This window comes from Pseudomonas sp. 8(2025), assembly GCF_052665325.1.
Genome location: NZ_JBQOIE010000001.1, coordinates 220,860 through 244,518, shown reverse-complemented (window position 1 = coordinate 244,518; position 23,659 = coordinate 220,860). Strand labels below are relative to the sequence as shown.

The following is a 23,659-nucleotide window of genomic DNA, read 5'->3' as shown; positions in this document are numbered from 1 at the left end:
GGTCCATAGCAGCCCACACCTTGCGAACGAGAACAGCAGCATGCCTACGCCCCAGGTCGAAACGGTAAAACTGGATGAACTGAACTGCTGGCGCATCCGCCACGGTGACGCCGAACTGCTGGTGGCCCAGCAGGGCGCGCACATCCTCAGTTATCAAGTGGCCGGGCAACAGCCGCTGATCTGGCTCAACGACGAGGCCGTGTTCAAGCGCGGCAAGAGCATCCGCGCCGGGGTGCCGGTGTGCTGGCCCTGGTTCGGCAACTTTGCCCGCAACCCGCAGGCGGTGCAGGCCATGCGCCAAGGCACTGACCCGGCGCCGGCCCACGGCCTGGTGCGGGCCACCGACTGGGAACTGCTGGGCATCGAAAGCCAGGGCGACAGCCTGCTGGTGGAGCTGCGCCTGCCCTGCCCCGCGGGTGGTTTTCCCGGCTGGCCCCATCAAGTGGAACCGCGCCTGAGCATCCGCCTCGACCAGCAACTGCACATCAGCCTCAGCAGCCACAACCTGGGCACTGAAAGCGTGAGCATCAGCCAGGCGCTGCACAGCTACTTCGCGGTCAGCGATGTGCGCCAGGTGCAGGTCGAAGGCGTGGACGGGCTGAGCTACATCGAGACCCTGGAAGACTGGAAGACCAAGGTCCAGAGCGGCAGCCTGCACTTTACCGGCGAGACCGACCGCATCTACCTGAACGCCCCGCCGCAGCTGGAGATCGTCGACCCGGACTGGCAACGGCGGATCCGCCTGAGCAGCGAAGGCTCGCGCACCGCGGTGATCTGGAACCCCTGGATCGACCGCGCCGCCCAATTCAGCGACATGGCCGACGACGGCTGGCAGCGCATGCTGTGCATCGAGACCGCCAACGTGATGGACGACATCGTCACCCTGGCCCCGGGCGCCAGCCACACCCTGAGCGTCAGCATCAGCGCCGCCCCGCTCTGACTCCACCTGCCCCGTAGGAGCTGGCTTGCCAGCGGAGAGGCCCTCAAGACCGCGTTCGCCGGCAAGCCGGCTCCTACCGTTCAGCGGCGTTCAAATGCGCCGCTTCAGAGATCCGATTCCTTGACCACCCGCACCTTCGCCGCATCCAGGGCATAGGCGGCATCGGCCAGGTCGTTGCTGACCTTTTCGATCTTCAGGGTGCCGGTCACCCACAGCGGCGTGTAGATGTCGTCCAGCTTCAAGCCCTTGGGAAAGCGCACCAGCACCAGCTGGTTGGGTGGCGGTGGCGGCACGTGGATGCAGGCGCCCGGGTACGGCACCAGGAAGAACAACGTGCTGCGCCCCTTGGCATCGGCTTCCAGCGGCACCGGATAACCGCCGATGCGGATCTGCTTGTCATTCATGGCCGGCACGGTCTTGGTGGAATACATCACCGCCGGCAACCCCTTGCTCTGCTTCAGGCCGCCCTTTTCGGTGAAGGTGCCATTGGCTTCCGGGGAGTTGTGGTCGATTTCCGGCATCTGCTCCAGGGCCTTCTGGTCCGACTTGGGCATCAGCTCCAGCCAATCGGTTTCCGGCAATTCGCCAGCCTGGGCCAGGCCGCAGCCCAGCAGAACAAAGGTCAATAGAAGACGGCGCATGTGAGGGTGGCTCGGTCAAAAGGGAAGGACGGGAAAACCCGGGCATTCTAGTACCCAGACCGTCAGATGCGTTGAAGTTTCCGATGAAGAAAAAGGCTCCCCTCCGCGCGGACGGCAGAGGGGGCTTGTAGCGTGGTTCAGCTCTTCTTGACGAAGCCGTAGATCACCAGCAGGACGATCGCGCCCACCAGTGCACCGATGAAACCGGCGCCCTGGCCAGCCTGGTAGATACCCAGCGCCTGGCCGCCATAAGTGGCCGCCAGCGAACCGCCGATACCCAGCAGGATGGTCATGATCCAGCCCATGCTGTCGTCTCCCGGTTTGAGGAAGCGCGCCAGCAGACCAACGATCAAGCCGATGAAAATGGTTCCAATAATGCCCATGGCTGTTCCTCTGTAAGGGGGGATCAAGCCAAAGCCTAGCCAGCACTTTGGCATCCTGCTATCAGAGAACGGCGGGAAACGAAGGTTCCCGCCAGCCGGAGGATTTGTTACTCGGCGATCAGCGCTTGCACCTTGAGGATTTGCGCTTGCAGGGTCGCCTGATCGGCGCAGCGCAGGTTGGCGTGGCCGACCTTGCGCCCGACCTTGAAGGCCTTGCCGTAGTGATGCAGGTGGCAGTCGTCGATGGCGATGACCTTGTCCACCGGCGGCACTTCGCCGATGAAGTTGATCATGGCGCTCTCACCGACCTTGGCCGTGGAGCCCAGGGGCAGGCCGGCCACCGCCCGCAGGTGGTTTTCGAACTGGCTGCACTCGGCGCCTTCGGTGGTCCAGTGCCCGGAGTTGTGCACCCGCGGAGCGATCTCGTTGGCCTTGAGGCCGCCGTCCACTTCGAAGAACTCGAAAGCCATTACGCCCACGTAATCCAACTGCTTGAGCACGCGGCTGGAGTAGTCCTCGGCCAGGGCCTGCAACGGGTGGTCGCTACTGGCCACCGACAGGCGCAGGATGCCGCTGTCGTGAGTGTTGTGCACCAGCGGGTAGAAACGGGTTTCACCGTCACGGGCGCGCACGGCGATCAGCGAGACTTCACCGGTGAAGGGCACGAAGCCTTCCAGCAGGCAAGGCACGCTGCCCAGTTCGGCGAAGGTGCCTTCGACGTCGGCGGCGCTGCGCAGGACCTTCTGGCCCTTGCCGTCGTAACCCAGGGTGCGGGTCTTGAGCACGGCCGGCAGGCCGATGCGCGCCACGGCGGCGTCGAGATCCGCCTGGGACTGGATGTCGGCGAACTCCGGAGTAGGAATCCCCAGGTCCTTGAACATGCTCTTCTCGAACCAGCGATCGCGGGCGATGCGCAGGGCTTCGGCGCTCGGGTAGACCGGCACGAACTGCGAGAGGAAGGCCACGGTTTCCGCCGGCACGCTCTCGAATTCGAAGGTCACCAGGTCCACTTCATCGGCCAGCTGGCGCAGGTGGTCCTGGTCGCCGTAGTCGGCCCGCAGGTGTTCGCCCAGAGGGGCGGCACAGGCATCCGGCGCCGGGTCGAGGAAAGCGAAGTTCATTCCCAGCGGAGTCCCCGCCAGGGCCAACATGCGGCCCAACTGGCCGCCACCGATTACACCGATCTTCATCGTCAACAACCTCAGGCGACGCGCGGGTCTGGATTGTCCAGGACGCTGTCTGTCTGTTCAGCACGGAATTTTTTCAGCACCGCATGGAACTGCGGGTGCTTGGCGCCCAGGATGCTCGCCGAGAGCAGGGCCGCGTTGATCGCGCCCGCCTTGCCGATGGCCAGGGTGGCCACGGGGATGCCGGCCGGCATCTGCACGATGGACAGCAGCGAATCCACACCCGAGAGCATCGACGACTGCACCGGCACGCCCAGCACCGGCAGGTGGGTCTTGGCCGCGCACATGCCCGGCAGGTGCGCCGCGCCGCCGGCACCGGCGATGATCACCTCGATGCCTCGCGCCTCAGCCTCATCGGCGTACTGGAACAGCAGGTCCGGGGTGCGGTGTGCGGAAACCACCTTCACCTCGTAAGGGATGCCGAGCTTTTCCAGCATATCGGCGGTGTGGCTAAGGGTGGACCAATCGGACTTGGAGCCCATGATCACGCCAACCAGTGCACTCATCGTCGTGCCTCTTCTCTCTGGGCGCCCGCAGGCGCGTCAAAAACAACAAGCCACGCGAAATGCGTGGCTTAAATTGTACGAATTATGGCCAGGCGAACCGGCCGAAGGCCGCGCAGTATACCGAAAAAGGCGCGTTAAACGCACTTTCGCCGACCATCTGCAAAACAAAGTATTTCCGGCGCAAAACCCCGGTTTTATTGACTCCAAGGTCAATCCCGCCCCCCCTCGCAGGCGCTGGCTTGCCAGCGAAGAGGCCAGCCCTGCAATCACCACCCTCCCGGCCGACGCTTTCGCCGGCAAGCCGGCTCCTACGTGGCCGCGGCTTGTGCGGCAGCGCCTTCCAGCTTGCGCCAGAGCAAGCGTACGTTGGCCTTGCGCACCAGGGCGCAGCGGTACAGGCGAATCTCCAGCGGCACATGCCATTGCGCCCCGCCGCAGACCACCAGCTCGCCCCGGGCCAGCTCGGCGCGCACGCTCAGTTGCGGCACCCAGGCAATGCCCAGGCCTTCCAGGGCCATGCTCTTGAGGCTGTCGGCCATGGCGGTTTCATAGACGGTGGTGAAACGCAGGTTGCGCTGGCGCAGCAGCAGGTTCACCGAACGCCCGAGGAAAGCCCCGGCGCTGTACGCCAGCAACGGCACGCTGGCCTCGCCTTCCAGGTCGAACAGCGGCTTGCCCTGGGCATCGGCGGCACACACCGGGAGCATCTCGGTGTGCCCCAGGTGCAGCGAGGGGAAGATTTCCGAGTCCATCTGCAAGGCCGCGTCCGGGTCATAGAAGGCCAGCATCAGGTCGCAACCGCCTTCGCGCAGGGCGTGCACCGCATCACCGACGTTGGTGGCCACCAGCCGCGTGGCGATGTTCAGCCCTTCGTTGCGCAGTTGGGCGATCCAGCGCGGGAAGAAGCCCAGCGCCAGGGAGTGGGCAGCCGCCACCTGCATCACCTCGCCCTGCCCGCCTTCCAGGTGGTGCAGGTGACGCACCACCTCGCCGAGCTGTTCGACCACGGTGCGCGCGGTCACCAGGAACAACTGCCCCGCTGCCGTCAGCTCCACCGGCGTGCGCGAGCGGTTGACCAGGGTCAGGCCCAGGGCCGCTTCCAGGCTGCGGATCCGCCGGCTGAAGGCCGGCTGGGTCACGAAACGTCGCTCGGCAGCCTGGGAAAAGCTGCGGGTGGCGGCCAGGGCACTGAAGTCCTCGAGCCATTTGCTTTCCAGATTCATCACGTCCTCCCGGACACGCACCATTTTAGGTCACACGCTCGCCGGCAACCCGGCGTCACACCGGCATTATGCCGAATATGCATAGCCCAGTGTTTAACAGCATTGGCCCAAAAAATCCCTTCGGCCTAGGATTCGCAGCGTTCCCGGCACAGACCGGGTCCCTACCGAGATGATCTCCGTCATGTCCTCCGCTGCATCTTTCCGCACAGAAAAAGACCTGCTTGGCGTACTCGAAGTACCGGCTCAAGCGTATTACGGCATCCAGACCCTGCGAGCGGTGAACAACTTCCGCCTCTCCGGCGTTCCGATTTCGCACTACCCAAAACTGGTCGTGGCCCTGGCAATGGTCAAGCAGGCAGCTGCTGACGCCAACCGCGAACTGGGTCATCTGAGCGAAGCCAAGCATGCAGCCATCAGCGAGGCCTGTGCCCGCCTGATCCGCGGCGACTTCCACGAAGAGTTCGTGGTGGACATGATTCAAGGCGGCGCTGGCACTTCGACCAACATGAATGCCAACGAAGTCATCGCCAACATCGCGCTGGAGGCCATGGGCCACAGCAAGGGCGAATACCAGTACCTGCACCCGAATAACGACGTGAACATGGCGCAGTCCACCAACGACGCCTACCCGACCGCGATCCGCCTGGGTCTGCTGCTGGGTCACGACGCGCTGCTGGCCAGCCTCGACAGCCTGATCCAGGCGTTCGCCGCCAAGGGCCAGGAATTCAGCCACGTCCTGAAGATGGGCCGTACCCAGCTGCAAGACGCCGTGCCGATGACCCTCGGCCAGGAATTCCACGCCTTCGCCACCACCCTGGGTGAAGACCTGGCTCGCCTGAAGACCCTGGCGCCGGAAGTGCTGACCGAAGTCAACCTGGGCGGCACCGCCATCGGTACCGGCATCAACGCCGACCCGCGCTACCAGCACCTGGCCGTACAACGCCTGGCCACCATCAGCGGCCAGCCGCTGGTACCGGCGGCCGACCTGATCGAAGCCACCTCCGACATGGGCGCCTTCGTGCTGTTCTCCGGCATGCTCAAGCGCACCGCGGTCAAGCTGTCGAAGATCTGCAACGACCTGCGCCTGCTGTCCAGCGGCCCACGCACCGGCATCAACGAAATCAACCTGCCAGCGCGTCAGCCCGGCAGCTCGATCATGCCCGGCAAGGTCAACCCGGTCATCCCGGAAGCGGTCAACCAAGTGGCGTTCCAGATCATCGGCAACGACCTGGCCCTGACCATCGCGGCCGAAGGCGGCCAGCTGCAACTGAACGTGATGGAGCCGCTGATCGCCTTCAAGATCTTCGACTCGATCCGCCTGCTGCAACGCGCCATGGACATGCTGCGCGAGCACTGCATCACCGGCATCACCGCCAACGAAACCCGTTGCCGCGAACTGGTGGAGCACTCCATCGGCCTGGTCACCGCGCTGAACCCGTACATCGGCTATGAAAACGCCACCCGTATCGCCCGCATCGCCCTGGAAAGTGGCCGTGGCGTACTGGAACTGGTGCGCGAAGAAGGCCTGCTGGACGACGCCATGCTCGACGACATCCTGCGTCCGGAAAACATGATTGCCCCGCGTCTGGTTCCGCTGAAGGCGTAACCGGCGCAACACCGAAACACGCAACACCGCTCACCAGGTTGAGGGACTAGACACCTCTCACCTTTTGAGGGCTTGGAGCTTCGTCTCCAGGCCCTTTTTTTTGCCTGCGGTTTTTTCTCCTGCCTTTGAAATCGCCGCGCCCGCTTCGCGGCCGATCGCAGCCTGCGGCAGCGGCTACACCACCCCACCTGAACTGCGCCCGCGACCTCATTTGTAGCCGCTGCCGAGCCCGCGAGGCTGCGAACGGCACCGCAGGGGCCGCAAAACCTGCCAGCACACTCTGGCTGGCCTACCCCACTCGTACACTCAACAAAGCCCCTATCACCCCCTGCCCATTAGCCGATTGATCAGGGAATGCCGCCCAGCGCTGGAGCCGTTTCGCTTTGTTTTGTAGGGCAAATCCGAGAGAATCCCCCACGCCTTTGAGCGCCTTGTACCCCTTCGAACGATCAGGCAGTCTCCCGGTGCCGCTGCCAAATCAGCGGCCCGGATGTGGAAGTCTGGGATAAAGGACGTGCAGTCGTCTCATTCGAACACCCTTGCCGATGCGGCTAGGGTGAACTCGATTTATGGCGGCTGTGCGTAGGGCACCCTCGGGTGCGCCGGTTCCTTTAGCCCGGTCTTCCACACCTGCGCACGGCTGCCACCCTCTCATGTGGAAGTGAGATCCGGCGGTTTCTTAAATTGCTAAAGGAACCAGTCTCATGAAAAAGCTCGTCCCCGATCCACCCTTGCCCACCGCTCATCCGCGCCGCGACCCGGAGCTGGACCGCGCCAACGCCAACCTGCTGGCCGCCTTGCACGGCACCCGCCATCGCCCCTTCGGCCTGCGCGACGCCCAGGGCCACCCGCTGTTCGCCGTACAGCCCCAGGTGAATGCCGAAGACGCGCTGATGCACGTTTCCTTGCTGCTCAAGTGCGCCGAAGAGGTGTCCGATGAAATCACCGAACGGGCCAGCGGCATCGAGCGTGGGCTGATCTGGTCCATGGTGCATTCCGTGGAAATGGCCCGCGCCGTGGTGGACGCCCTGCTCGACGGCGCCCGCCCCGGCCCCGCCTAAACACCGCCCCGTAGGAGCTGGCTTGCCAGCGAAGAGGCCTGCCCTGCCTTCACCGGCATCCCGGCCGACGCCTTCGCCGGCAAGCCGGCTCCTACAGGTCTTGCGAACGTCATGGGTCCCTTGTTTTAAACCAGCACAATCCATCGCCCAAGGTGGATAATCGCTCCTCCCAAACATCCGCCATCCCCGAGGCACCGCAGTCGATGGACCCGACGCACACCCAAGCCCTGCAACAGCTACGCAAACTGATCCCCATCGGCCTGCGCCATGCCCAGGCCCTGCTCGCCCGCTGCGCCAATAATCCGCAGCAAGCCGCCGAGCTCTACAAAGCCGAGCTGTTGCAGGTGCTGGTAGACAAATCCGGCCTGCCACCCGAGCAAGCACGAGAACACTTGCTCAACGCCGGTTACGACCTGAACCGCGCCCTGCACGCTATAGAAGAAGCGCGCTTCACCCTGACCCAGCGCATCCTGCGCAAGCATCACCGGGACAAGGGCCAGGCCCTGGACCTGATTGCCCAGGCCATCGAAACCGCCGAGCAGGTGCCGCGCCAGTACTGGCTGAATTTCCAGCGACTGGAGCAACTGGCCCCGGCCCCACGCAGCTTCATGATCCTGCACGAATGGCTGGCCTATGAGGGCTGGGAAGGTTTCGACAGCGCCCTGCACTTTCACCTGCCCCAGGCCATTGCCCAATTGCGCCACCTGCAACTCGACACCCTGGCGGACACTCTGGAACAGGCCGATCAGCGCCAACAGCAACTGCGGGACGCCCTAGCCGAGAGCGAAAACTCCATCGATCTGGCCATGCGCATCAACCAGGACCCGTTCTTCAACCGCTGCCAGGACCACTTCAACCAGCAGCGGCCGCAGCTGGACGAGCGCCTGTACCAGTGGGTGGAGCAACATCTGGAGCAGTTTCCAGCCTGAACAGCCGCTTGGCGTTGGCGCACACGCCGCTGCTCAACACACCCCAGAAGCCGGTAGACTGCCGCCCTCACCGAACACGGACCTCGGATTCAGCCCCCATGGAATTGCACTACCGCATCACCCCCGCCCACACCGAAGCCTGGATTGCCGAACCGCTGAAGCAGGAATTGCTCAAGGATGATCAGCAGCATGTCCGGGCCATGAGCACATTTGCCCGGTGGCAAAGCCGCTTTATCGGTCCCGTGATGTTCACCCTGTGCCTGATCGGCGGCTGCCTGTCGATCTATTTCCCCGAGCGCAACTTCACCCCGGAGAAGGTCATCGCCATGGTGGCGTTCGCCCTGATCTTCATCCCCCTGTGGTGGCGCTTTTCCGGGCGCTGGATCAAGCACCTGCAAGCCCGGATTGCCGCCACCCCGATCAAGCCCCAAGCGCCGTTGCGCGGGTTGAGTCAGCGCCTGATCGAAACCCGCTTGCGGGCCGTCGAAGGCACCTATTGCCTGAACTTCGACGACCAGGGCTTCACCCTGCTCAACACCCGCGGAGGTCAGAGCAGCCTGGCCTGGAAGCAGATCGCAAGCGTGCAGGAAATTCCCGACTTCTACCTCGTGGCGGACGCCGATATGGAGCGTCAAGGCGTGGCCTGCTTCATCGCCAAACACACTGACCTGATGCCCACCGAGGCCTACCAGCAGGGGCTGCAAGCCTTCCTGAGCCAATGCCCGGCGGCACTGCCAGCGCACTAACCGCCTCTCTCAACGCCAGCCCCGACGCCCACACACACGGAATTTGCATGCACACATCAGCGTCCTCCCCTCGCCCGGCCCGCGCCCTGGCCATCCTCGGCACCGGCCACGCCCTGCCGCAGCGGGTGGTCACCAGTGCCGAGCTGGACCGCCAGCTCGGCCTGGAAACCGGCAGCGTGGCGCGCATCAGCGGAGTGCAGCAGCGCCACGTCGCCGATCCTGCGGACACCGCCGCCAGCCTCGGCGCCAGCGCCGCGCGCCAGGCCCTGGACGCGGCGGGCCTGGCGCTGGATCAGCTGGACCTGATCGTCTGCGCCAGCGGCACCATGGACCAAGGCATGCCCTGCAACGCCGCGTTGCTGCAACGGGAGCTGGGCCTGGGCCAGTCGGGTATTCCGGCCATGGACATCAACGCCAGCTGCCTGGGCTTTATTGCCGCCCTGGACACCCTGTCCTGGCCGATCCAGGCCGGGCATTACCGGCGCGTGCTGCTGGTGTGCGCCGACATCGCCTCCTGCGGCCTGGACTGGCAGCAGGTGGAAGTCTGCGGCATCTTCGGCGACGGTGCGGCGGCGGTGGTGCTGGAGGCAGGCGACGGCGGCCCGAAGATCCTCGCCTCGCGCCTCAAGACCTACGCCGAAGGCGCCGCGCTGTGCCAGATCCCCGCCGGCGGTTCGCGCTTTCATCCGCGACGCATCGACGTGCCGTTCGAGCCCCTGACCAGCTTCGCCATGCAGGGCAAAGGCGTGTTCCGCCTCGCGGCCAAGCACCTGCCCGAACTGATGGACGATTTGCTGCAGCAAGCCGCACTGTCTCTTGCGCAGATCGACTGGATCATCCCCCATCAAGCCAGCCAACAGGCAATGCAGCACGCGGCCAAACGCCTGAGCCTGGGGCCGGAGAAAGTCATCGATATCTTTGCCCAGCATGGCAATCAGGTGGCGGCGTCACTGCCCACCGCTCTGGATATCGCGGTGCGCGACGGGCGCATTCAACGCGGACAAACCCTGATGCTGATCGGCACCGGCGCGGGCCTGTCCCTCGGCGGCATGATCCTGGAGTACTGATGAAGATCCTAGTCACCGGCGGCACCGGTTTTATCGGACGGCATCTGGTCTGGAAGCTGGCCGCCGAAGGCTGCGAGGTGCAGTTCAGCGGGCGCAACCCCGAGGCGGCGGCGCAAGTCATTGCCCACAGCCCGGCGCCCGTGCGCTGGCTGCCCCTGGAGCACGGCAGCCCGCTGGCCAAACGCCTGCTGGCCGATGCCAGCCGCGAGCATGACGCCATCGTGCATTGCGCCGCCTTGTCTTCACCCTGGGGTTCGCCCCAAGCGTTTGCCCGGGCCAACCTCGACTCCACCGCCGAGGTGATCCACGCCTGCGGCAAGAACCGCATCCCGCGGCTGGTGCATATCTCCACCCCCAGCCTGTATTTCAACTTCAGTGATCGCCTGGGCATCCGCGAAGACCAGCCGCTGCCACCACCGGTGAATGACTACGCCCGCAGCAAGGCCCAGGCCGAAACCCTGCTGGCAGACGCCAAGCTGCCCGAATGCGTGATCCTGCGCCCCCGGGCGGTGTTCGGCCCCTGGGACGCAACCCTGATGCCGCGCCTGCTGCGGGTGATGCAACGGGGGGCGATTCCGCTGATGCGCGGCGGCCAGGCACAGCTGGACCTGACCTGCGTCGACAATCTGGTGCACGCGGTGTGGCTGGCCCTGACCCGGCCCCTGCCGCGCCCGCTGTGCGTCTACAACCTGAGCAACGGCACACCCCTGGCCTTCAAGGACCTGCTGCAACAGATGGCCGAGCACTTCCGCCTGCCGCTGCGCACCCGTCGCCTGCCCTGGCCCCTGGTGCATGGCGTGGCGCGCCTGCTGGAGCTCAAGGCACGGCTGGGCAACGGCGCCGAACCCTTGATCACCCGCTACGGCGCAGGCGTCCTGGCCTTCAGCCAGACCCTGGACATCAGCGCCATCCAGCGCGAGCTGGGCTACCACCCGGTGATCACCCAGGAACAGGGCATTGCCCAGCACGCCCAATGGTGGTTGGCCCAACAGAGGCAACGAGCATGAGCCGCAGCGTGAGCTTGAAGATCCTCCGGGCCGGCTGGTGCCAGCACCTGGAATGCATGGCCGACCGTGGCGGGCGCCTGGCGCCGGTGCAATTTCCGGCACTGTGCGGGCTGATCCAGCACCCGGAGCACGGCTGGATTTTGTACGACACCGGCTACGCCGAGCACTTCTTCCAGGCCACCCGCGCCCTGCCCGAGCGCCTGTACCGCAGCGCAGTGCCGGTGCAGTTGCCGGTGGTCGAGCAACTGGGGGCGCAGCTGCATGAGCTGGGCATCGGCCCGGGGGATATCCGCCATGTGATCATTTCCCACTTCCACGCCGACCATATCGCCGGGCTGCGGGATTTTGCCAATGCGCGCTTTATCGCCCTGGAAGCCGATTACCGGCATATCGACAGCCTGCGCGGCCAGCGTTGGCGCGCCACCCTTGGCGGCCATCTGCCGGGCTTGCTGCCGGACGACTTCAGCGCCCGCCTGCGCCTGGCCGAAGCCAGTCCCAGCTGTGCGCTGCCAAGCTGGATGGCGCCCTTCGAGCAGGGCCTGGACCTGTTCGGCGATGGCAGCCTGATCGGCGTGCCGCTGCCGGGGCACAGCGCCGGCCAGCTGGGCCTGTTCATCCCCGACGCCCAGGGCCGGCCAGTGTTCCTGGTGGCCGATGCCTGCTGGTCGGTGCCGGCCTGCCGCGCCGAGCGCCTGCCCGCTGCACCGGCACTGTGGTTTGCCAGCGCCGACCGTCAGCAATACGTGCGCACCTACAGCGGCCTGGGCCAGCTGATTCGCCGCGAACCGGCGGTGGCGGTGCTGCCGTCCCATTGCACCCAGGCCTGGGAGGCGTTCGCCAATGAACAGTGAGCGCCTGCTGGGCACTCTGCGCAGCATCGGTTCATTCGTGTTCAGCCGCTACGCCCTGCGCTTTCGCCGCCGCGAGCGGCTGGAAGCCTGGCAGGCCCGGCGCCTGCGGCACTTCATGGCCAAAGTCCTGCCCCGTGGCCAGCGCTTCAACGGGCTGACCCAAGACGGCCTGCACAACTTGCCGCTCATGGACAAAGCCGCCCTGATGAGCGACTTCGCCGCCTTCAACACCCGCGCCCTGAGCCTGGAACAGGTGTTGCCGGTGGCCCTGCAAGCCGAGCGTTCCCGGGACTTCAACCCGACCCTGGGGGACATCACCGTGGGCCTGTCCAGCGGCACCTCGGGGGCCCAGGGGGTGTTCCTGGTCAGCAGCGTGGAACGCCAGCGCTGGGCCGGCATCCTGCTGGCGCGCACCCTGCCCCGGGCGCTGCTGCCGCGGCTGCTGTGCCCCTGGCTGGCGCCGCTGCGGATCGCCTTCTTCCTGCGGGCCAATAGCCGCCTGTACACCACCCTGGCCAGCCGCCGCATCGACTTCGCCTTTCATGACCTGACTCTAGGCCTGACCGCCTCCCTGCAACGCCTCAACCAGCAGTATCCGGACGTGCTGGTGGCCCCGGCCACAGTGCTGCGGGGGCTGGCCCAGGCGGCTCTGGCCGGGCAGCTGACGATCCGCCCGCAACACATCCTTTCGGTGGCCGAAGTGCTGGAAAGCACCGACGCCGAGCTGGTGCAGCAAGCTTTCGGGCGCAAGCCGCAGCAGATCTATCAGGCCAGCGAAGGCTTCCTCGGCTACACCTGCGAGGCCGGCACCCTGCACCTGAATGAAAGCCACCTGCATATCGAACCGCAATGGCTGGACCCTGAGCGCACGCGTTTTCAGCCGATCATCACCGACTTTTCCCGGCGTACGCAGCTGATCGTGCGTTATCGCCTCAACGACATTCTGCGGGTGGCCAGCGCGCCCTGCCCCTGTGGCCGTGCGGAGCGGGCCATCGCCGCCGTGGAAGGCCGCGCCGACGAGATCCTCTGGCTGCCCCGGCTCGACGGCCAGCAGCTGGCGCCGCTCTACCCCGACGTATTGCGCCGGGCGCTGCTGATGCTGGGGGCGGAGCTGGAGGAATACGAAATCCACCAGCGCGGGCTGCTCTGGCAAATCAATCTGCACACTTCGGGCGACTATCACGGGCTGTGCCAGCGCTTGCGCGAGGCCCTGGCCGAACTCTGCGCGCAACAAGGGCTGCAAGCGCCGCAGCTGAGCTTCGGCCACTGGCAGGCACCGCCGCCACACGCGAAAAGACGCCGTCTGCTGATGCTGCAACTTCCCGAGGGACTGAAATGCGTGTACTGATTCTCGGCGCCCGGGCCCCGGCCTGCCTGGAGTGGGCCCGGGCCTTTAGCCAAGCCGGCTGGACGGTGACCGTGGCCGATTCCCTGGCCCAGCCCCTGAGCCGCTTCAGCCGCGCCGCCGAGCACTTCGTGCGCCTGCCGGAACCCCGCCACGACCCGGATGCCTGGATCGAAGCCCTGGCCGGGGTCATCCGCCAACAGGCCATCGACCTGCTGCTGCCGACCTGTGAAGAGGTGTTCTACCTGGCCCACGGCCTGGAGCGCCTGCGCCCGCTGTGCCGGGTGTTCACCAGCGACTTCGAGCTGCTGCACCGCCTGCATCACAAGGGCGATTTCGCTGCCATGACCCAGGGCTGGGACGTGGCCGCGCCGCCGACTCAGGTGCTGCATGACCCGGCCGCGCTGCAAGCGCTGGCGGCGGAGCACGACGCCCTGGTATTCAAGCCGGCCTATTCGCGCTTCGCCTCCCAGACCCTGATCCGCCCGAGCCCGGCGCAACTGGCAAAAGTCCGGCCCAGTAGCGATGCGCCCTGGGTGGCCCAGCGTTTTGTCCCCGGCCAGGAGTACTGCAGCTTCAGCGTGCTGGTGGACGGCCAGTTGCGCGCCCACAGCAGCTATCAGCCGCGCTACCGGGTCGGGCGCGGCTCGGGGATCTACTTCCACAGCTGTGCCCCAGCGCCGATCCGTGCGTTTCTGGAACAGTTCGGCCAGGCCACCGGCTACACCGGGCAGGTGGGTTTCGACTTTATCGAAGACCAGCAGGGCCGCTTCCATGTCCTGGAGTGCAACCCCAGGGCCACCAGCGGCGTGCACCTGTTCGACGACCAGCGCGTGCAGTTGGTAGCGGCGCTGGGCAGCGAAGCCGACGCAGCGCTGGAGGCGACCCTGGAACCCCGGATGATCGCCCTGGCCATGCTGCTTCTGGCGGCGCCGCAACGGGCCTTGAGCCGCACGTTCTGGCACGACTACCAACAAGCCCGGGACGTGATCGTCCAGGACGGCGATCGCGGCCCGCTGACCGCCCAGCTGCTGAGCCTGAGCGAGATCATCGGCCGCGCCCTGACCCGCCGTTGCGGGCTGCTGGCCGCCTCCACCGCCGATATCGAGTGGAACGGCCAGCCCCTGGGAGCGCCGCGCCGATGAAACTGTTGCTGCCCGAGCAACTGGCCCTTGAGCCCCCGAGCATTGGCGACAGCCACGCCCGGCAGTACGTGCGCACCTGCGCCGGCGGCGCGCTGATCGGCAACGTCAGCACCGCCCTGGCCCTGCTGGACACCGGCCGCCAGCAGTTCCCGGTGAGCATCAACCACGGCCACGACCCTGTGGATAACTGTTACGTGGTCTCGCCGCAAACCGCCTACAGCGGCTACGCCCGGGAAGAACTCCAACGCCTGAGACGGCCCTGGCTGGCCTGGCCCTTGAAGCTGCTGACCCAGGGCGTGGACCGGTTGCTGAGCGCGGCCAAGGTCGACCGCCTGGTGCAGGTCAACAACTGGCTGCTGTCGACCAACCTCTACCCCGCCGATTGGGATGGTTCGGATTTGTCGGCGATCACCGAACTGCTGCGCCGGCAGTTTCCAGACCACGGCTTTGGCTTTCGCTCGCTCAACGACTTCAGCAACCTCGAACTGCGCAAGCGCCTGCAAGCCCTGGGCTACCTGGCGATCCCCAGCCGTCAGGTGTACCTGTTCGACGGCCGCGAGGGCGAAAATTCAGCCTTCCTGCGCCACCACAACACTCGCCTGGATGCCACCCTGCTGCGCCGCAGCCCGTATATGGTGGTGCCCGGCAGCGAGCTGAACGAGGCCGACTTCCAGCGCATCGAACAGCTGTACAAACTGCTGTACCTGGACAAATACAGCCGCCTGAACCCCCACTACAGCGCCCAGTGGCTGCAACGCGGGCAGGCCGAAGGCTGGCTGCAAGTGCGCGCCCTGCGCAACGCCGAAGGGCGCATTGACGGCGCCCTGGGCTGGTTCGCCAACAGCGCGCTGATCAGCACCCCCATCGTCGGCTACGACACCGCCCTGCCCCAGCGCGCCGGCCTGTACCGACAACTGACCAGGCTGTGCCTGCAAGAGGCGGTGAACCGCCGTCAGGTGCTCAACTTCAGCTCCGGCGCCGCCGCCTTCAAGCGCCTGCGCGGCGGCCAGCCCGAAATCGAATACAGCCTGATCCACGTCGCCCACCTGCCCTGGTCGCGGCGCCTGGTGTGGCAACTGTTGGGCCTGCTGCTGCAACGGATCGGCGTACCGCTGATGAGGAAGCTCAAACTGTGAACAGTCACGCGGGCTGGTGGCCCGTCGCCCTGAGCCGGCAGCTGCACAAGCAGCCCCTGGCCTGCACCCTGCACGGCGTACCGCTGGTGCTGTTTCGCGATGCCGACGGCGCCGCCGCCGTGCTGCCGGACCGCTGCCCCCACCGCTTTGCGCCCCTGAGCGCCGGGCGGGTGCGCGACGGGCAGCTCCAGTGCCCCTACCACGGCTGGCGCTTCGACCCCCAGGGCCGCTGCACTCAGTTGCCCGGCCAGGAGCAGCAGCGGTGCAGCCAGCCCTTGTTGCAGCCGCTGCACAGCTGCGAAGCCCAGGGGCTGGTGTGGGCCAGCCTCGCCAGCGAGCGGCCGAATGCCCCGCCGGTGGCCGCCGCCGAGCAGGCCCAGGCCCTGGATGTGTTCTGGATCAGCGACCGGGTGCAGTGCAGCTTGCAGGACGCTGCGGAGAACTTCCTCGACGGCTTCCACACCCATTTCGTGCACGCCGGCTGGATCCGCCACGACCGCCAGCGCCAGCGGATTCGTGCCTGGGTGCATCAGCTCGAAGACGGGGTTGAGGCGCAGTACAGCGAAGAAGGCACCCAATCCGGGCTGATATCCCGGCTGTTCGAAGGCGAACGCGGCCTCAGCATGGGGCGCTTTCGCCTGCCGGGGCTGGCGGAAATCGAATACCGCGACCGCCAGGGCCGGCTCAACCTGCTGGTCAGCGCCTGGCTCAGCCCGACTGCCGAGGGCGAACTGCGCCTGTTCGCGCGCATCGCCACGGCCCGCGGGCGCTTGCCGGGCTGGCTCAAGCGCGCTGTGCTGCAACCCTTGTTCAAGGTGATCCTCAAACAGGACCGGCAGATCCTCGAACAGGTCAGCGCCAACCAGCAGCGCTTTGCCCGGGTGCCGCTGCGCTGGCACCGGCAGATACCCCTGGACGGCGCCCAGGACCTGCTCGGGCCGTGGATCCGACAGTTGCTGGAGCACGGGGAGCTGAAGGATTTCCAGGAGCGGCATGAAGAGTTCCTGCTCTGAATCGCAGGAGCCGGCAGGAATATTACGAGGAGTCCGTAGGAGCCGGCTTGCCGGCGAACAGGCCCTCAAGACGGGCGCCGCTCAAACGGGCCCCTTCGCTGGCAAGCCAGCTCCTACGGCTTGGCAGCGATATCAAAGGGATGCTACGGGCCTCTGTTCGCGGGGTTTTGCGGGGCATCGCAAGAACCGATTCAGCCCCCCGTACAGCCTGCCGTTCCTCGGCTCGACGCGCTACATGCAGACGGCGAGCCCGCGCACCGGTATAGTGCGCCCCCTCTTCACGTGGACAGCCGTCGGTAACGAGGCTCAAACCCACGGGAAACCCGAACTAATAACAACCCGCGAATAGAGAACCGGGACGAACAATCGCCCCACCGCTTTGCCGTGCGTGCAATCAGCGGTGTAACAGAATGTTTCCGTCTGCTCTGCTTTTGCCTACACAAAAAACAGCGAGGAATAATCCATGCTCGAAGTCATCAACGACTTCCTCTCAGGGAAAGTGCTGATCGTGCTCATTGTCGGGCTCGGCAGCTACTTCACGATCCGCTCGCGTTTCGTTCAATTGCGCCACTTCCTCCACATGTTCGCGGTGTTCCGCGACAGCCTGAAAAGCAGCGGCGGCCAGCTCAGCTCGTTCCAGGCGCTGATGCTCAGCCTCGCCGGCCGGGTCGGCGCGGGCAATATTGCAGGCGTCGGCATCGCCGTGACCCTGGGTGGCCCGGGCGCGGTGTTCTGGATGTGGGTGACCGCACTGGTCGGCATGTCCAGCAGCTTCTTCGAATGCACCCTGGCCCAGGTCTACAAACGCGCCGACGGCGACGGCCTGTACCGCGGCGGCCCGGCCTACTACATCGAGCACGGCCTGAAGCGCAAAGGCATGGCGGTGGTGTTCTCCATCCTGCTGCTGGTCACCTACGGCTTCGCCTTCATCGGCCTGCAGTCCTACACCGTGACGCACTCGCTGCAGGATGCCTTTGCCTTCGACCCAAGCCACACCGGCATCGTCCTGGCGGTACTGCTGGCCATTACCTTCATCGGCGGCATCAAGCGCATCGCCGCGGTGTCCGACCTGCTGGTCCCGATCAAGACCCTGGCCTACATCGCCGTGACCCTGTACGTGATCGGCACCCAGATCGAACAAGTGCCGGCCATGCTGGAGACCATCATCAAGAGCGCCTTCGGCCTCGACCCGGCCTTCGGCGGCCTGCTCGGCAGCGCCATCGTCATGGGCGTGAAGCGTGGCGTGTTCGCCAACGAAGCAGGCCTGGGCAGTGCGCCCAACGTCGCCGCCGTGGCCGCCGTGAAGCACCCGGGCGCCCAGGGCGTGGTCCAGGCCTTCAGCGTGTTCCTCGACACCTTCGTGATCTGCACCTGCACCGCGCTGCTGATCCTGCTGTCGGGCTTCTACACCCCGGGCTTCGAAGGCGACGGCATTGTCCTGACCCAGAACTCGCTGGCCGCCGTGGTCGGTGACTGGGGTCGCCTGTTCGTCAGCGTCGCGCTGTCGCTGTTCGTCTTCACCTGCATCCTCTACAACTACTACCTGGGCGAGAACAGCCTGCAGTTCCTCACCCGCAACCGCACCGTGCTGATGCTGTTCCGCGGCCTGGTGCTGGCGTTGGTGGTATGGGGTTCGATGCAGGACCTTTCGACCGTGTTCGCCTTCGCCGACATCACCATGACCTGCCTGGCCTTCGTCAACCTGGTGGCCCTGGCCATGCTGTTCAAGGTCGGCCTGCGCGTGATGCGCGACTACGACGAGCAGCGCCGCGCCGGCGTCGCCCAGCCGGTGTTCGACTCGCGCAAGTTCGCCGATCTGGACCTGGACCTGAAGGCCTGGCCCGCCGAACCTTCGGCCACCGCCGAGGCCGAGCCGCAAGGCGTGCCCGCAGCGCAACGCTGACGGGTGAACGACGGGCGCATCCTCTGCACCCGTCGGTTACAGTGCGATAAATGTGCGAGCGGGCTTGCCCGCTCCCACAGGTACTCACCGTTTCGGAGAATCCCATGACCCCTTCGACCTACCCTGGCGCCCAGCACGTCATGGTGCTCTACACCGGCGGCACCATCGGCATGCAGGCCAGCGCCGACGGCCTGGCCCCGGCCTCGGGTTTCGACGTGCGCATGCGCGCCTACCTCGACAGCCAGCCCGGGCTGGTGCTGCCGGCCTGGCGCTTTCGCGAGATGGCGCCGCTGATCGACAGCGCCAACATGACCCCCGACTACTGGCAGCGCCTGCGTGAAGCGGTGGTCGAAGCCGTGGACCAGGGCTGCGACAGCGTGCTGATCCTCCATGGCACCGATACCCTGGCCTACAGCGCCGCCGCCATGAGCTTCCAGTTGCTGGGCCTGCCGGCGCCCGTGGTGTTCACCGGCTCGATGCTGCCAGCGGGTGTGCCCGACAGCGATGCCTGGGAAAACCTCAGCGGCGCCCTGTCGGCCCTGGGCCAGGGCCTGGCCCAGGGGGTGCACCTGTACTTCCACGGCGAGCTGCTGGCACCGACCCGCTGCGCGAAAATCCGCAGCTTCGGCCGTCACCCGTTCGCCGCCCTGCAACGCAATGGCGGCGGCGCCAAAGCCGAAGCGCTTCCTGCTGCGCTGGATTACCGCCAAGCCAGGCAACTGGCCAAGGTCGGCGTGTTGCCGCTGTTCCCCGGCATCGGCGCCGAGCTGCTGGACGGCGTGCTCGACAGCGGCATCCAGGCCCTGGTGCTGGAATGCTTCGGTAGTGGCACCGGGCCCAGCGACAACCCGGCGTTCCTCGCCAGCCTCAAGCGCGCACAGCAGCAAGGCATCGTGGTGCTGGCCGTGACCCAGTGCCATGAAGGCGGTGTCGAGCTGGACATCTACGAAGCCGGCAGCCGCCTGCGCGGCGTGGGCGTGCTGTCCGGCGGCGGCATGACCCGCGAAGCGGCGTTCGGCAAGCTCAATGCGCTGCTCGGCGCCGGGCTGGAAACCGCCGAAGTGCGGCGGCTGGTGGAACTGGACCTGTGTGGCGAGTTGAGCTGAAGCTGGGGAGCCGGTAGCTACTGCAGTAGCCGCCGGCTCGACGACGAACAGCGGGGGCGGCCAGGTTACTTCTTGACCGAATAATCCTGGCCCCAGACCCGCACCGAACTCGAACTCTCGATCGGCCCTTCAAACACGAACTTCTGCCGCACTGCCGCCTTGGCCGGGATGGTGACTTCGTCCGGGTTGTCGAGGCTGACAGTCAGGTTGTTGGCGTAACCGTCCTGGTCGATCGCCAGCAGGGCGCCGGTCTGCTTGAGGTTGATCAGCCGCAACTGGCTGTCGCTGCTGTTCTTGAAACCCAGGGTGACGTTGAAGCTGTCGCCGACGGCTTCGGTCTTCAATACCTGGACCTCGACGCGGCCTTTCATTTGCTCACGGGAGGAAATGATCGATGCACCGTCGACGCCTTGCGCCGATTGGCGACCATCGAGCACACCTTCGCTGACGCCGCCCAAGAGGTTCTTGCCTGCCGAGATGGCTGACGAGACAGCTGACTTGGCAGAGTCCTTGATGGTGCTTTCGCTGCCTGGCTCAGCCTCGGCCAGGCACAGCGAACTCAGGAGCAAGCCGGACACCAGAAGCAGGGAACGCGCAGGAATGAGGGTCATACATAGTCCTTTATCGGGGTTGCTGCACCGCCACCTCAGGCGGTGAATGGCAGGCAGGTTGCACCAATCAATACGCCAAGTCACTAGCCACACAACGCCGGGAATGCCGCATGTCGCTGGCCGGCAAACCGCAGGCCTGATCGCGGGCGGCATGCAACTTGCTCCGGTTAAGGGTCTTTCCCAGGCTGGAATCTGCGCATGCTGCACTCGCACCTCACCACCCTCAATGCGGTTTCCCTGATCCTCAACACCTTCAAGGACCAGGGCCAGGCCGGCGGCGCGCTGTTGGCCGGCAGCGGTATAAACCCCGCCGACCTGAGCCGCGCCGACACTCGCATCACCACCAACCAGGAAATGCTGGTGTGCGCCAACGCCGTGGCCCTGCAACGGGACATCGGCCTGGAACTGGGCCGGCGCATGCACGTTTCCTCCTACGGCATGCTCGGCTATGCCCTGCTCACCAGTGCCACCTTAGGTGACGCTTTGCGCCTGGCGCTGCGCTATCCGGCGCTGATGGGAACACTTTTCGAACTGAGCCTGGAAACCGACGGTTCGCGCATCTGGCTGACCGCCGCCGACTACCGCGAAAGCCCGGCCCTGGCCGCGTTCAATACCGAGTTCTGCCTGGTGTCGCTGAAGGTCATCTGCGACGACCTGCTGGGCCACGCCCTGCCGCTACTGGGCGCGCGCTTCGACTACCCGGCCCCGGACTATCAGCAACGCTACCGCGAGCCTTTCGACTGCCCGCTGCAATTCAACGCCAGCAGCAACGCCTTCGCCTTCGACCAGCTCTGGCTGGACCAGCCCCTGCCCCTGGCGGACGTGATCACCCACCAGGCCATGGCCGAACGCTGCCGCAAGCAGAACACCGAGTTCACCGGGCGCCAGGCCTGGCTGGGGCGCATCCGCCAATTGCTGGCGGCGCAGCTGGACGCCGCACCGGGCCTGGAAGGGCTGGCGGAACAGATGAACTGCTCGGCCCGGACCCTGCGCCGCCACCTGCGGGACCTGGGGTGCAGCTATCAGGAACTGCTGGACGAGCTGCGCTTCGAGCGCGCCAAGCAGATGCTCTGCGAAGACCAGATGCCCATCTACCGCATCGCCGAGGCCCTGGGCTTCAGCGAAACCGCGAGCTTTCGCCATGCTTTCATCCGCTGGAGCGGCGTGGCGCCGAGCCAGTTCCGGCCCTGACAAAAACCCCGGCACAACGCTGGCGATTGCATTACATTGCCGACCTTTCTACCGGCAAGGGACTGCACGCTTGAACCTATTCACAGACGCCATCGGCATTCGCAGGCTTTGCCTGGCACTGGTGCTGCTGGCTGGCGTCCCTGTCGCCCAGGCGTTCGACCTGTCCAAGATCAAATGGTGGGAGATGTCCCGCAGCTTTGTCCTGGATGAGCCGGAAACCGCCATCCTGCAGATCAAGCCGTTCCCCCTGCCCGGCCTTGCGCAAGTGCCGGCGCGGATCGTCCTCAGCCAGTACCGTGGGCTGTTCTATCTCAATGCCTACCAGGACCTGGATTACCAGCAGCGGATCTACAAGTCCGCGCCCCTGCCGCTGCTCAGCCCCGAGGACCTGCGCAACTGCGTGTCGCCGGACAACCCGATCCAGGTCTCGGACAACTGGCCACCGAGCAACACCCTGGACACCGGCATCACCCTGACGCCGCTAGGTTTCGACTGTTCGGTGCCCCCGCAGTGGCAACTCAGCCTGCGCTACCTGCTGATCGACCAGCGCGATCCCCAACACCCGCTGCTGGCCATCAGTCACCGCCAGGACATGACCCAGATGGACTTCACCCCGTTGCAACCCATCAGCGTCGAGACCGGGCAACAATGGTTGCAGGCCTTGCAGAAGTTTCCGCCGTGGTTCCGCGCCTTCGACAGCGGTAGCGGGCCGATCACCCTCAATGCCTACACGCCACCGGCCACGGCGGACAGCGTGTGGAAGCAGTTTCGTGCACTGCATGAACAACTGCGCACAGCCAAGGACAAGGGGCCGGGCATCCGCCAGGTGGAAGACTTCTTCGCCCTCCATGACTATCGCAGCATCGCCATCGACCACAGCGAATACCCGGGCCTGCTCAATGACATCGCCTACTGGACCAGCGAGGCCGGTCAGTTGAACACCGCCCGGAACTGGCTGTTGGAAGTGCTGCGCCGGGATCTGGGCCGCATGCCGACCTACCTCAACCTGGCCGACCTGGACTGGGCCCTGTTCGAGCAACGGCCGTTGGACAACATCCACCAGGGCCGGGCCATCGAGGGTTATCGGCTGTACTGCGGCATGCGCCTGCAACGCCAGATGAGCGTGCCGCCGCGGGTGCTCAAGCGCCTGGGCCTGGAGTCCGCCAACCCGCAGGCGTGCCAGGGCTTCTGGCCGCTGGTGGCCGCCGCGGATGCCGGCGACGAGGCAGAGATAAGGCGTTTGCTGGCCAGTGGCGTCAGCGGCGAGGTCATGGCCGAGGACGGCCGCAGTGCCCTGCTGCACGCTCTGGATGCGCCGCACCTGGAGATCGCCCGACTGCTGCTGGCCCACGGCGCCCACACCAGCGGCCAGTACCAGTGGAGCACCCTGGCCATGCTGGCCATGCAACGTGACCTCAAGGACAGCCCCGACCTGAACCAGGGCGGGCGCCTGAAATTTCTCCTGCAAGCCGGCGTCGCCATCGACGAGCCGAACAGTCGCGGGCAGACACCGCTGATGAAGCTGGCCGAGCAGGAACGCAACCTCCAGGGCTTCACCTGGTTGCTGCAGCACCCGCAGAACCTCGACCTGCGTACCGTCGACGACGGTGAAACCGCGCTGTACCGCGCCTTCTGGAGCAACAACTACCCGGCCATGAAACTCCTGATAGAGGCCGGCGCCGATCTGAACCTGAGCTATGGCCGCGGCACCTGCGGCAACGAGCCCATGGGCCAGAGCCTGCTGATGCTCGTTGCCGACAAGATTTCCCCGGACCAGCACTCCCCCATCGTGAGCATGCAGGACACCCTGGACATGTTCACCCTACTGCTGGAAAAGGGCGCAGACCCCAACGTCGGCCAGCGCTGCGAGAAAAAGGGCCGGACCCTGCTACTGGAGATCATCGCCCGGAAAAAACGCGACGACATGCTCAAGGTGCTGCAAGGCTTTGCACCGCCACCGCCGGCGACGGCGTTTCGTCTGTGAGGCGTGGCGCCGAACCCGCTGCGCCCCTGAAACAAAGCCCGGCACAACAGCGCCGATTGCATTACATTGCCGGGCTTT

22 protein-coding genes are annotated in these 23,659 nt (G+C 65.8%); 16 read left to right on the top strand and 6 right to left on the bottom strand.

Annotation, left to right across the window (positions count from 1 at the left end):
• The first annotated feature begins 40 nt into the window (after window positions 1-40).
• Window positions 41-940, top strand: a complete 900-nt coding sequence (locus tag ACUXVH_RS01180) for a D-hexose-6-phosphate mutarotase (RefSeq protein WP_220223447.1) — start codon at window positions 41-43, stop codon at window positions 938-940.
• Window positions 941-1,044: 104 nt separating this feature from the next.
• On the opposite strand, the gene ACUXVH_RS01175 is transcribed toward ACUXVH_RS01180, so the two are convergent.
• From ACUXVH_RS01175 to ACUXVH_RS01155, 5 genes are all read right to left on the bottom strand, one after another.
• Complete coding sequence (locus ACUXVH_RS01175) at window positions 1,045-1,581, bottom strand: DUF3299 domain-containing protein (RefSeq protein WP_011064288.1); 537 nt, start codon at window positions 1,579-1,581, stop codon at window positions 1,045-1,047.
• 137 nt (window positions 1,582-1,718) lie between these two features.
• The gene (locus tag ACUXVH_RS01170; protein WP_011064289.1) at window positions 1,719-1,964 is read right to left on the bottom strand and encodes a GlsB/YeaQ/YmgE family stress response membrane protein; all 246 of its coding nucleotides are present in this window, start codon (window positions 1,962-1,964) and stop codon (window positions 1,719-1,721) included.
• Between the two features lie 107 nt (window positions 1,965-2,071).
• Window positions 2,072-3,154, bottom strand: a complete 1,083-nt coding sequence (locus tag ACUXVH_RS01165) for a 5-(carboxyamino)imidazole ribonucleotide synthase (protein WP_077934962.1) — start codon at window positions 3,152-3,154, stop codon at window positions 2,072-2,074.
• 11 nt (window positions 3,155-3,165) lie between these two features.
• Entirely contained in the window at window positions 3,166-3,657 is a 492-nt protein-coding gene (gene purE / locus ACUXVH_RS01160; RefSeq protein WP_011064291.1) for a 5-(carboxyamino)imidazole ribonucleotide mutase, read from the bottom strand.
• A 308-nt stretch (window positions 3,658-3,965) separates the two neighbouring features.
• Window positions 3,966-4,880, bottom strand: coding sequence for a LysR substrate-binding domain-containing protein (locus ACUXVH_RS01155; RefSeq protein ID WP_011064292.1), 915 nt, complete (start codon window positions 4,878-4,880; stop codon window positions 3,966-3,968).
• Window positions 4,881-5,061: 181 nt separating this feature from the next.
• Here ACUXVH_RS01155 and aspA point away from each other — a divergent pair, with 181 nt between their 5' ends.
• The 13 genes from aspA (at window position 5,062) to ACUXVH_RS01090 (ending at window position 19,795) form a co-directional block, all read left to right on the top strand.
• Window positions 5,062-6,486 carry an aspartate ammonia-lyase gene (gene aspA / locus ACUXVH_RS01150; RefSeq protein ID WP_041120431.1) on the top strand — a complete coding sequence of 475 codons (1,425 nt, stop codon included), beginning with the start codon at window positions 5,062-5,064 and terminating at the stop codon, window positions 6,484-6,486.
• A 704-nt stretch (window positions 6,487-7,190) separates the two neighbouring features.
• Window positions 7,191-7,547 carry a DUF6124 family protein gene (locus tag ACUXVH_RS01145; protein ID WP_346625174.1) on the top strand — a complete coding sequence of 119 codons (357 nt, stop codon included), beginning with the start codon at window positions 7,191-7,193 and terminating at the stop codon, window positions 7,545-7,547.
• Window positions 7,548-7,750: 203 nt separating this feature from the next.
• The gene (locus ACUXVH_RS01140; protein ID WP_445493666.1) at window positions 7,751-8,476 is read left to right on the top strand and encodes a hypothetical protein; all 726 of its coding nucleotides are present in this window, start codon (window positions 7,751-7,753) and stop codon (window positions 8,474-8,476) included.
• A gap of 98 nt (window positions 8,477-8,574) precedes the next feature.
• Window positions 8,575-9,222, top strand: a complete 648-nt coding sequence (locus ACUXVH_RS01135) for a YcxB family protein (RefSeq protein WP_065365015.1) — start codon at window positions 8,575-8,577, stop codon at window positions 9,220-9,222.
• 47 nt (window positions 9,223-9,269) lie between these two features.
• Window positions 9,270-10,289, top strand: a complete 1,020-nt coding sequence (locus tag ACUXVH_RS01130) for a beta-ketoacyl-ACP synthase 3 (RefSeq protein WP_445493664.1) — start codon at window positions 9,270-9,272, stop codon at window positions 10,287-10,289.
• Window positions 10,289-11,296 carry an NAD-dependent epimerase/dehydratase family protein gene (locus ACUXVH_RS01125; RefSeq protein ID WP_065365013.1) on the top strand — a complete coding sequence of 336 codons (1,008 nt, stop codon included), beginning with the start codon at window positions 10,289-10,291 and terminating at the stop codon, window positions 11,294-11,296. The genes ACUXVH_RS01130 and ACUXVH_RS01125 overlap by 1 nt, the downstream gene beginning before the upstream one ends.
• Window positions 11,293-12,147, top strand: coding sequence for an MBL fold metallo-hydrolase (locus ACUXVH_RS01120; protein WP_065365012.1), 855 nt, complete (start codon window positions 11,293-11,295; stop codon window positions 12,145-12,147). Before ACUXVH_RS01125 ends, ACUXVH_RS01120 begins: the two co-directional genes overlap by 4 nt.
• The gene (locus ACUXVH_RS01115; protein WP_445493662.1) at window positions 12,137-13,495 is read left to right on the top strand and encodes a F390 synthetase-related protein; all 1,359 of its coding nucleotides are present in this window, start codon (window positions 12,137-12,139) and stop codon (window positions 13,493-13,495) included. Before ACUXVH_RS01120 ends, ACUXVH_RS01115 begins: the two co-directional genes overlap by 11 nt.
• Window positions 13,483-14,637, top strand: a complete 1,155-nt coding sequence (locus ACUXVH_RS01110) for an ATP-grasp domain-containing protein (RefSeq protein ID WP_072443418.1) — start codon at window positions 13,483-13,485, stop codon at window positions 14,635-14,637. Before ACUXVH_RS01115 ends, ACUXVH_RS01110 begins: the two co-directional genes overlap by 13 nt.
• Window positions 14,634-15,773 carry a hypothetical protein gene (locus tag ACUXVH_RS01105; RefSeq protein WP_445493659.1) on the top strand — a complete coding sequence of 380 codons (1,140 nt, stop codon included), beginning with the start codon at window positions 14,634-14,636 and terminating at the stop codon, window positions 15,771-15,773. Before ACUXVH_RS01110 ends, ACUXVH_RS01105 begins: the two co-directional genes overlap by 4 nt.
• Entirely contained in the window at window positions 15,770-16,786 is a 1,017-nt protein-coding gene (locus tag ACUXVH_RS01100) for a Rieske 2Fe-2S domain-containing protein (RefSeq protein WP_445493657.1), read from the top strand. The genes ACUXVH_RS01105 and ACUXVH_RS01100 overlap by 4 nt, the downstream gene beginning before the upstream one ends.
• Before the next feature lie 463 nt (window positions 16,787-17,249).
• A complete protein-coding gene (locus ACUXVH_RS01095) occupies window positions 17,250-18,689 on the top strand; it encodes an alanine/glycine:cation symporter family protein (RefSeq protein WP_011064304.1) in 1,440 nt (479 codons plus the stop codon).
• 104 nt (window positions 18,690-18,793) lie between these two features.
• Window positions 18,794-19,795 carry an asparaginase gene (locus ACUXVH_RS01090; RefSeq protein WP_019094626.1) on the top strand — a complete coding sequence of 334 codons (1,002 nt, stop codon included), beginning with the start codon at window positions 18,794-18,796 and terminating at the stop codon, window positions 19,793-19,795.
• A 65-nt stretch (window positions 19,796-19,860) separates the two neighbouring features.
• Here the strand turns inward: ACUXVH_RS01090 and ACUXVH_RS01085 are convergent, their stop codons facing one another.
• A complete protein-coding gene (locus ACUXVH_RS01085; RefSeq protein WP_026020147.1) occupies window positions 19,861-20,406 on the bottom strand; it encodes a hypothetical protein in 546 nt (181 codons plus the stop codon).
• Between the two features lie 198 nt (window positions 20,407-20,604).
• Here ACUXVH_RS01085 and ACUXVH_RS01080 point away from each other — a divergent pair, with 198 nt between their 5' ends.
• Window positions 20,605-21,597, top strand: coding sequence for an AraC family transcriptional regulator (locus tag ACUXVH_RS01080; protein WP_445493654.1), 993 nt, complete (start codon window positions 20,605-20,607; stop codon window positions 21,595-21,597).
• A gap of 70 nt (window positions 21,598-21,667) precedes the next feature.
• A complete protein-coding gene (locus ACUXVH_RS01075; protein WP_445493652.1) occupies window positions 21,668-23,581 on the top strand; it encodes an ankyrin repeat domain-containing protein in 1,914 nt (637 codons plus the stop codon).
• The last annotated feature ends 78 nt before the right edge of the window (window positions 23,582-23,659 follow it).

What these genes read in the sequence shown, in the direction of transcription:
- ACUXVH_RS01180 (WP_220223447.1), top strand. Translation starts at nt 41, where the DNA reads ATGCCTACGCCCCAGGTCGAAACGGTAAAACTGGATGAACTGAACTGC.
- ACUXVH_RS01175 (WP_011064288.1), bottom strand. Translation starts at nt 1,581, where the DNA reads ATGCGCCGTCTTCTATTGACCTTTGTTCTGCTGGGCTGCGGCCTGGCC.
- ACUXVH_RS01170 (WP_011064289.1), bottom strand. Translation starts at nt 1,964, where the DNA reads ATGGGCATTATTGGAACCATTTTCATCGGCTTGATCGTTGGTCTGCTG.
- ACUXVH_RS01165 (WP_077934962.1), bottom strand. Translation starts at nt 3,154, where the DNA reads ATGAAGATCGGTGTAATCGGTGGCGGCCAGTTGGGCCGCATGTTGGCC.
- purE (WP_011064291.1), bottom strand. Translation starts at nt 3,657, where the DNA reads ATGAGTGCACTGGTTGGCGTGATCATGGGCTCCAAGTCCGATTGGTCC.
- ACUXVH_RS01155 (WP_011064292.1), bottom strand. Translation starts at nt 4,880, where the DNA reads ATGAATCTGGAAAGCAAATGGCTCGAGGACTTCAGTGCCCTGGCCGCC.
- aspA (WP_041120431.1), top strand. Translation starts at nt 5,062, where the DNA reads ATGTCCTCCGCTGCATCTTTCCGCACAGAAAAAGACCTGCTTGGCGTA.
- ACUXVH_RS01145 (WP_346625174.1), top strand. Translation starts at nt 7,191, where the DNA reads ATGAAAAAGCTCGTCCCCGATCCACCCTTGCCCACCGCTCATCCGCGC.
- ACUXVH_RS01140 (WP_445493666.1), top strand. Translation starts at nt 7,751, where the DNA reads ATGGACCCGACGCACACCCAAGCCCTGCAACAGCTACGCAAACTGATC.
- ACUXVH_RS01135 (WP_065365015.1), top strand. Translation starts at nt 8,575, where the DNA reads ATGGAATTGCACTACCGCATCACCCCCGCCCACACCGAAGCCTGGATT.
- ACUXVH_RS01130 (WP_445493664.1), top strand. Translation starts at nt 9,270, where the DNA reads ATGCACACATCAGCGTCCTCCCCTCGCCCGGCCCGCGCCCTGGCCATC.
- ACUXVH_RS01125 (WP_065365013.1), top strand. Translation starts at nt 10,289, where the DNA reads ATGAAGATCCTAGTCACCGGCGGCACCGGTTTTATCGGACGGCATCTG.
- ACUXVH_RS01120 (WP_065365012.1), top strand. Translation starts at nt 11,293, where the DNA reads ATGAGCCGCAGCGTGAGCTTGAAGATCCTCCGGGCCGGCTGGTGCCAG.
- ACUXVH_RS01115 (WP_445493662.1), top strand. Translation starts at nt 12,137, where the DNA reads ATGAACAGTGAGCGCCTGCTGGGCACTCTGCGCAGCATCGGTTCATTC.
- ACUXVH_RS01110 (WP_072443418.1), top strand. Translation starts at nt 13,483, where the DNA reads ATGCGTGTACTGATTCTCGGCGCCCGGGCCCCGGCCTGCCTGGAGTGG.
- ACUXVH_RS01105 (WP_445493659.1), top strand. Translation starts at nt 14,634, where the DNA reads ATGAAACTGTTGCTGCCCGAGCAACTGGCCCTTGAGCCCCCGAGCATT.
- ACUXVH_RS01095 (WP_011064304.1), top strand. Translation starts at nt 17,250, where the DNA reads ATGCTCGAAGTCATCAACGACTTCCTCTCAGGGAAAGTGCTGATCGTG.
- ACUXVH_RS01090 (WP_019094626.1), top strand. Translation starts at nt 18,794, where the DNA reads ATGACCCCTTCGACCTACCCTGGCGCCCAGCACGTCATGGTGCTCTAC.
- ACUXVH_RS01085 (WP_026020147.1), bottom strand. Translation starts at nt 20,406, where the DNA reads ATGACCCTCATTCCTGCGCGTTCCCTGCTTCTGGTGTCCGGCTTGCTC.
- ACUXVH_RS01080 (WP_445493654.1), top strand. Translation starts at nt 20,605, where the DNA reads ATGCTGCACTCGCACCTCACCACCCTCAATGCGGTTTCCCTGATCCTC.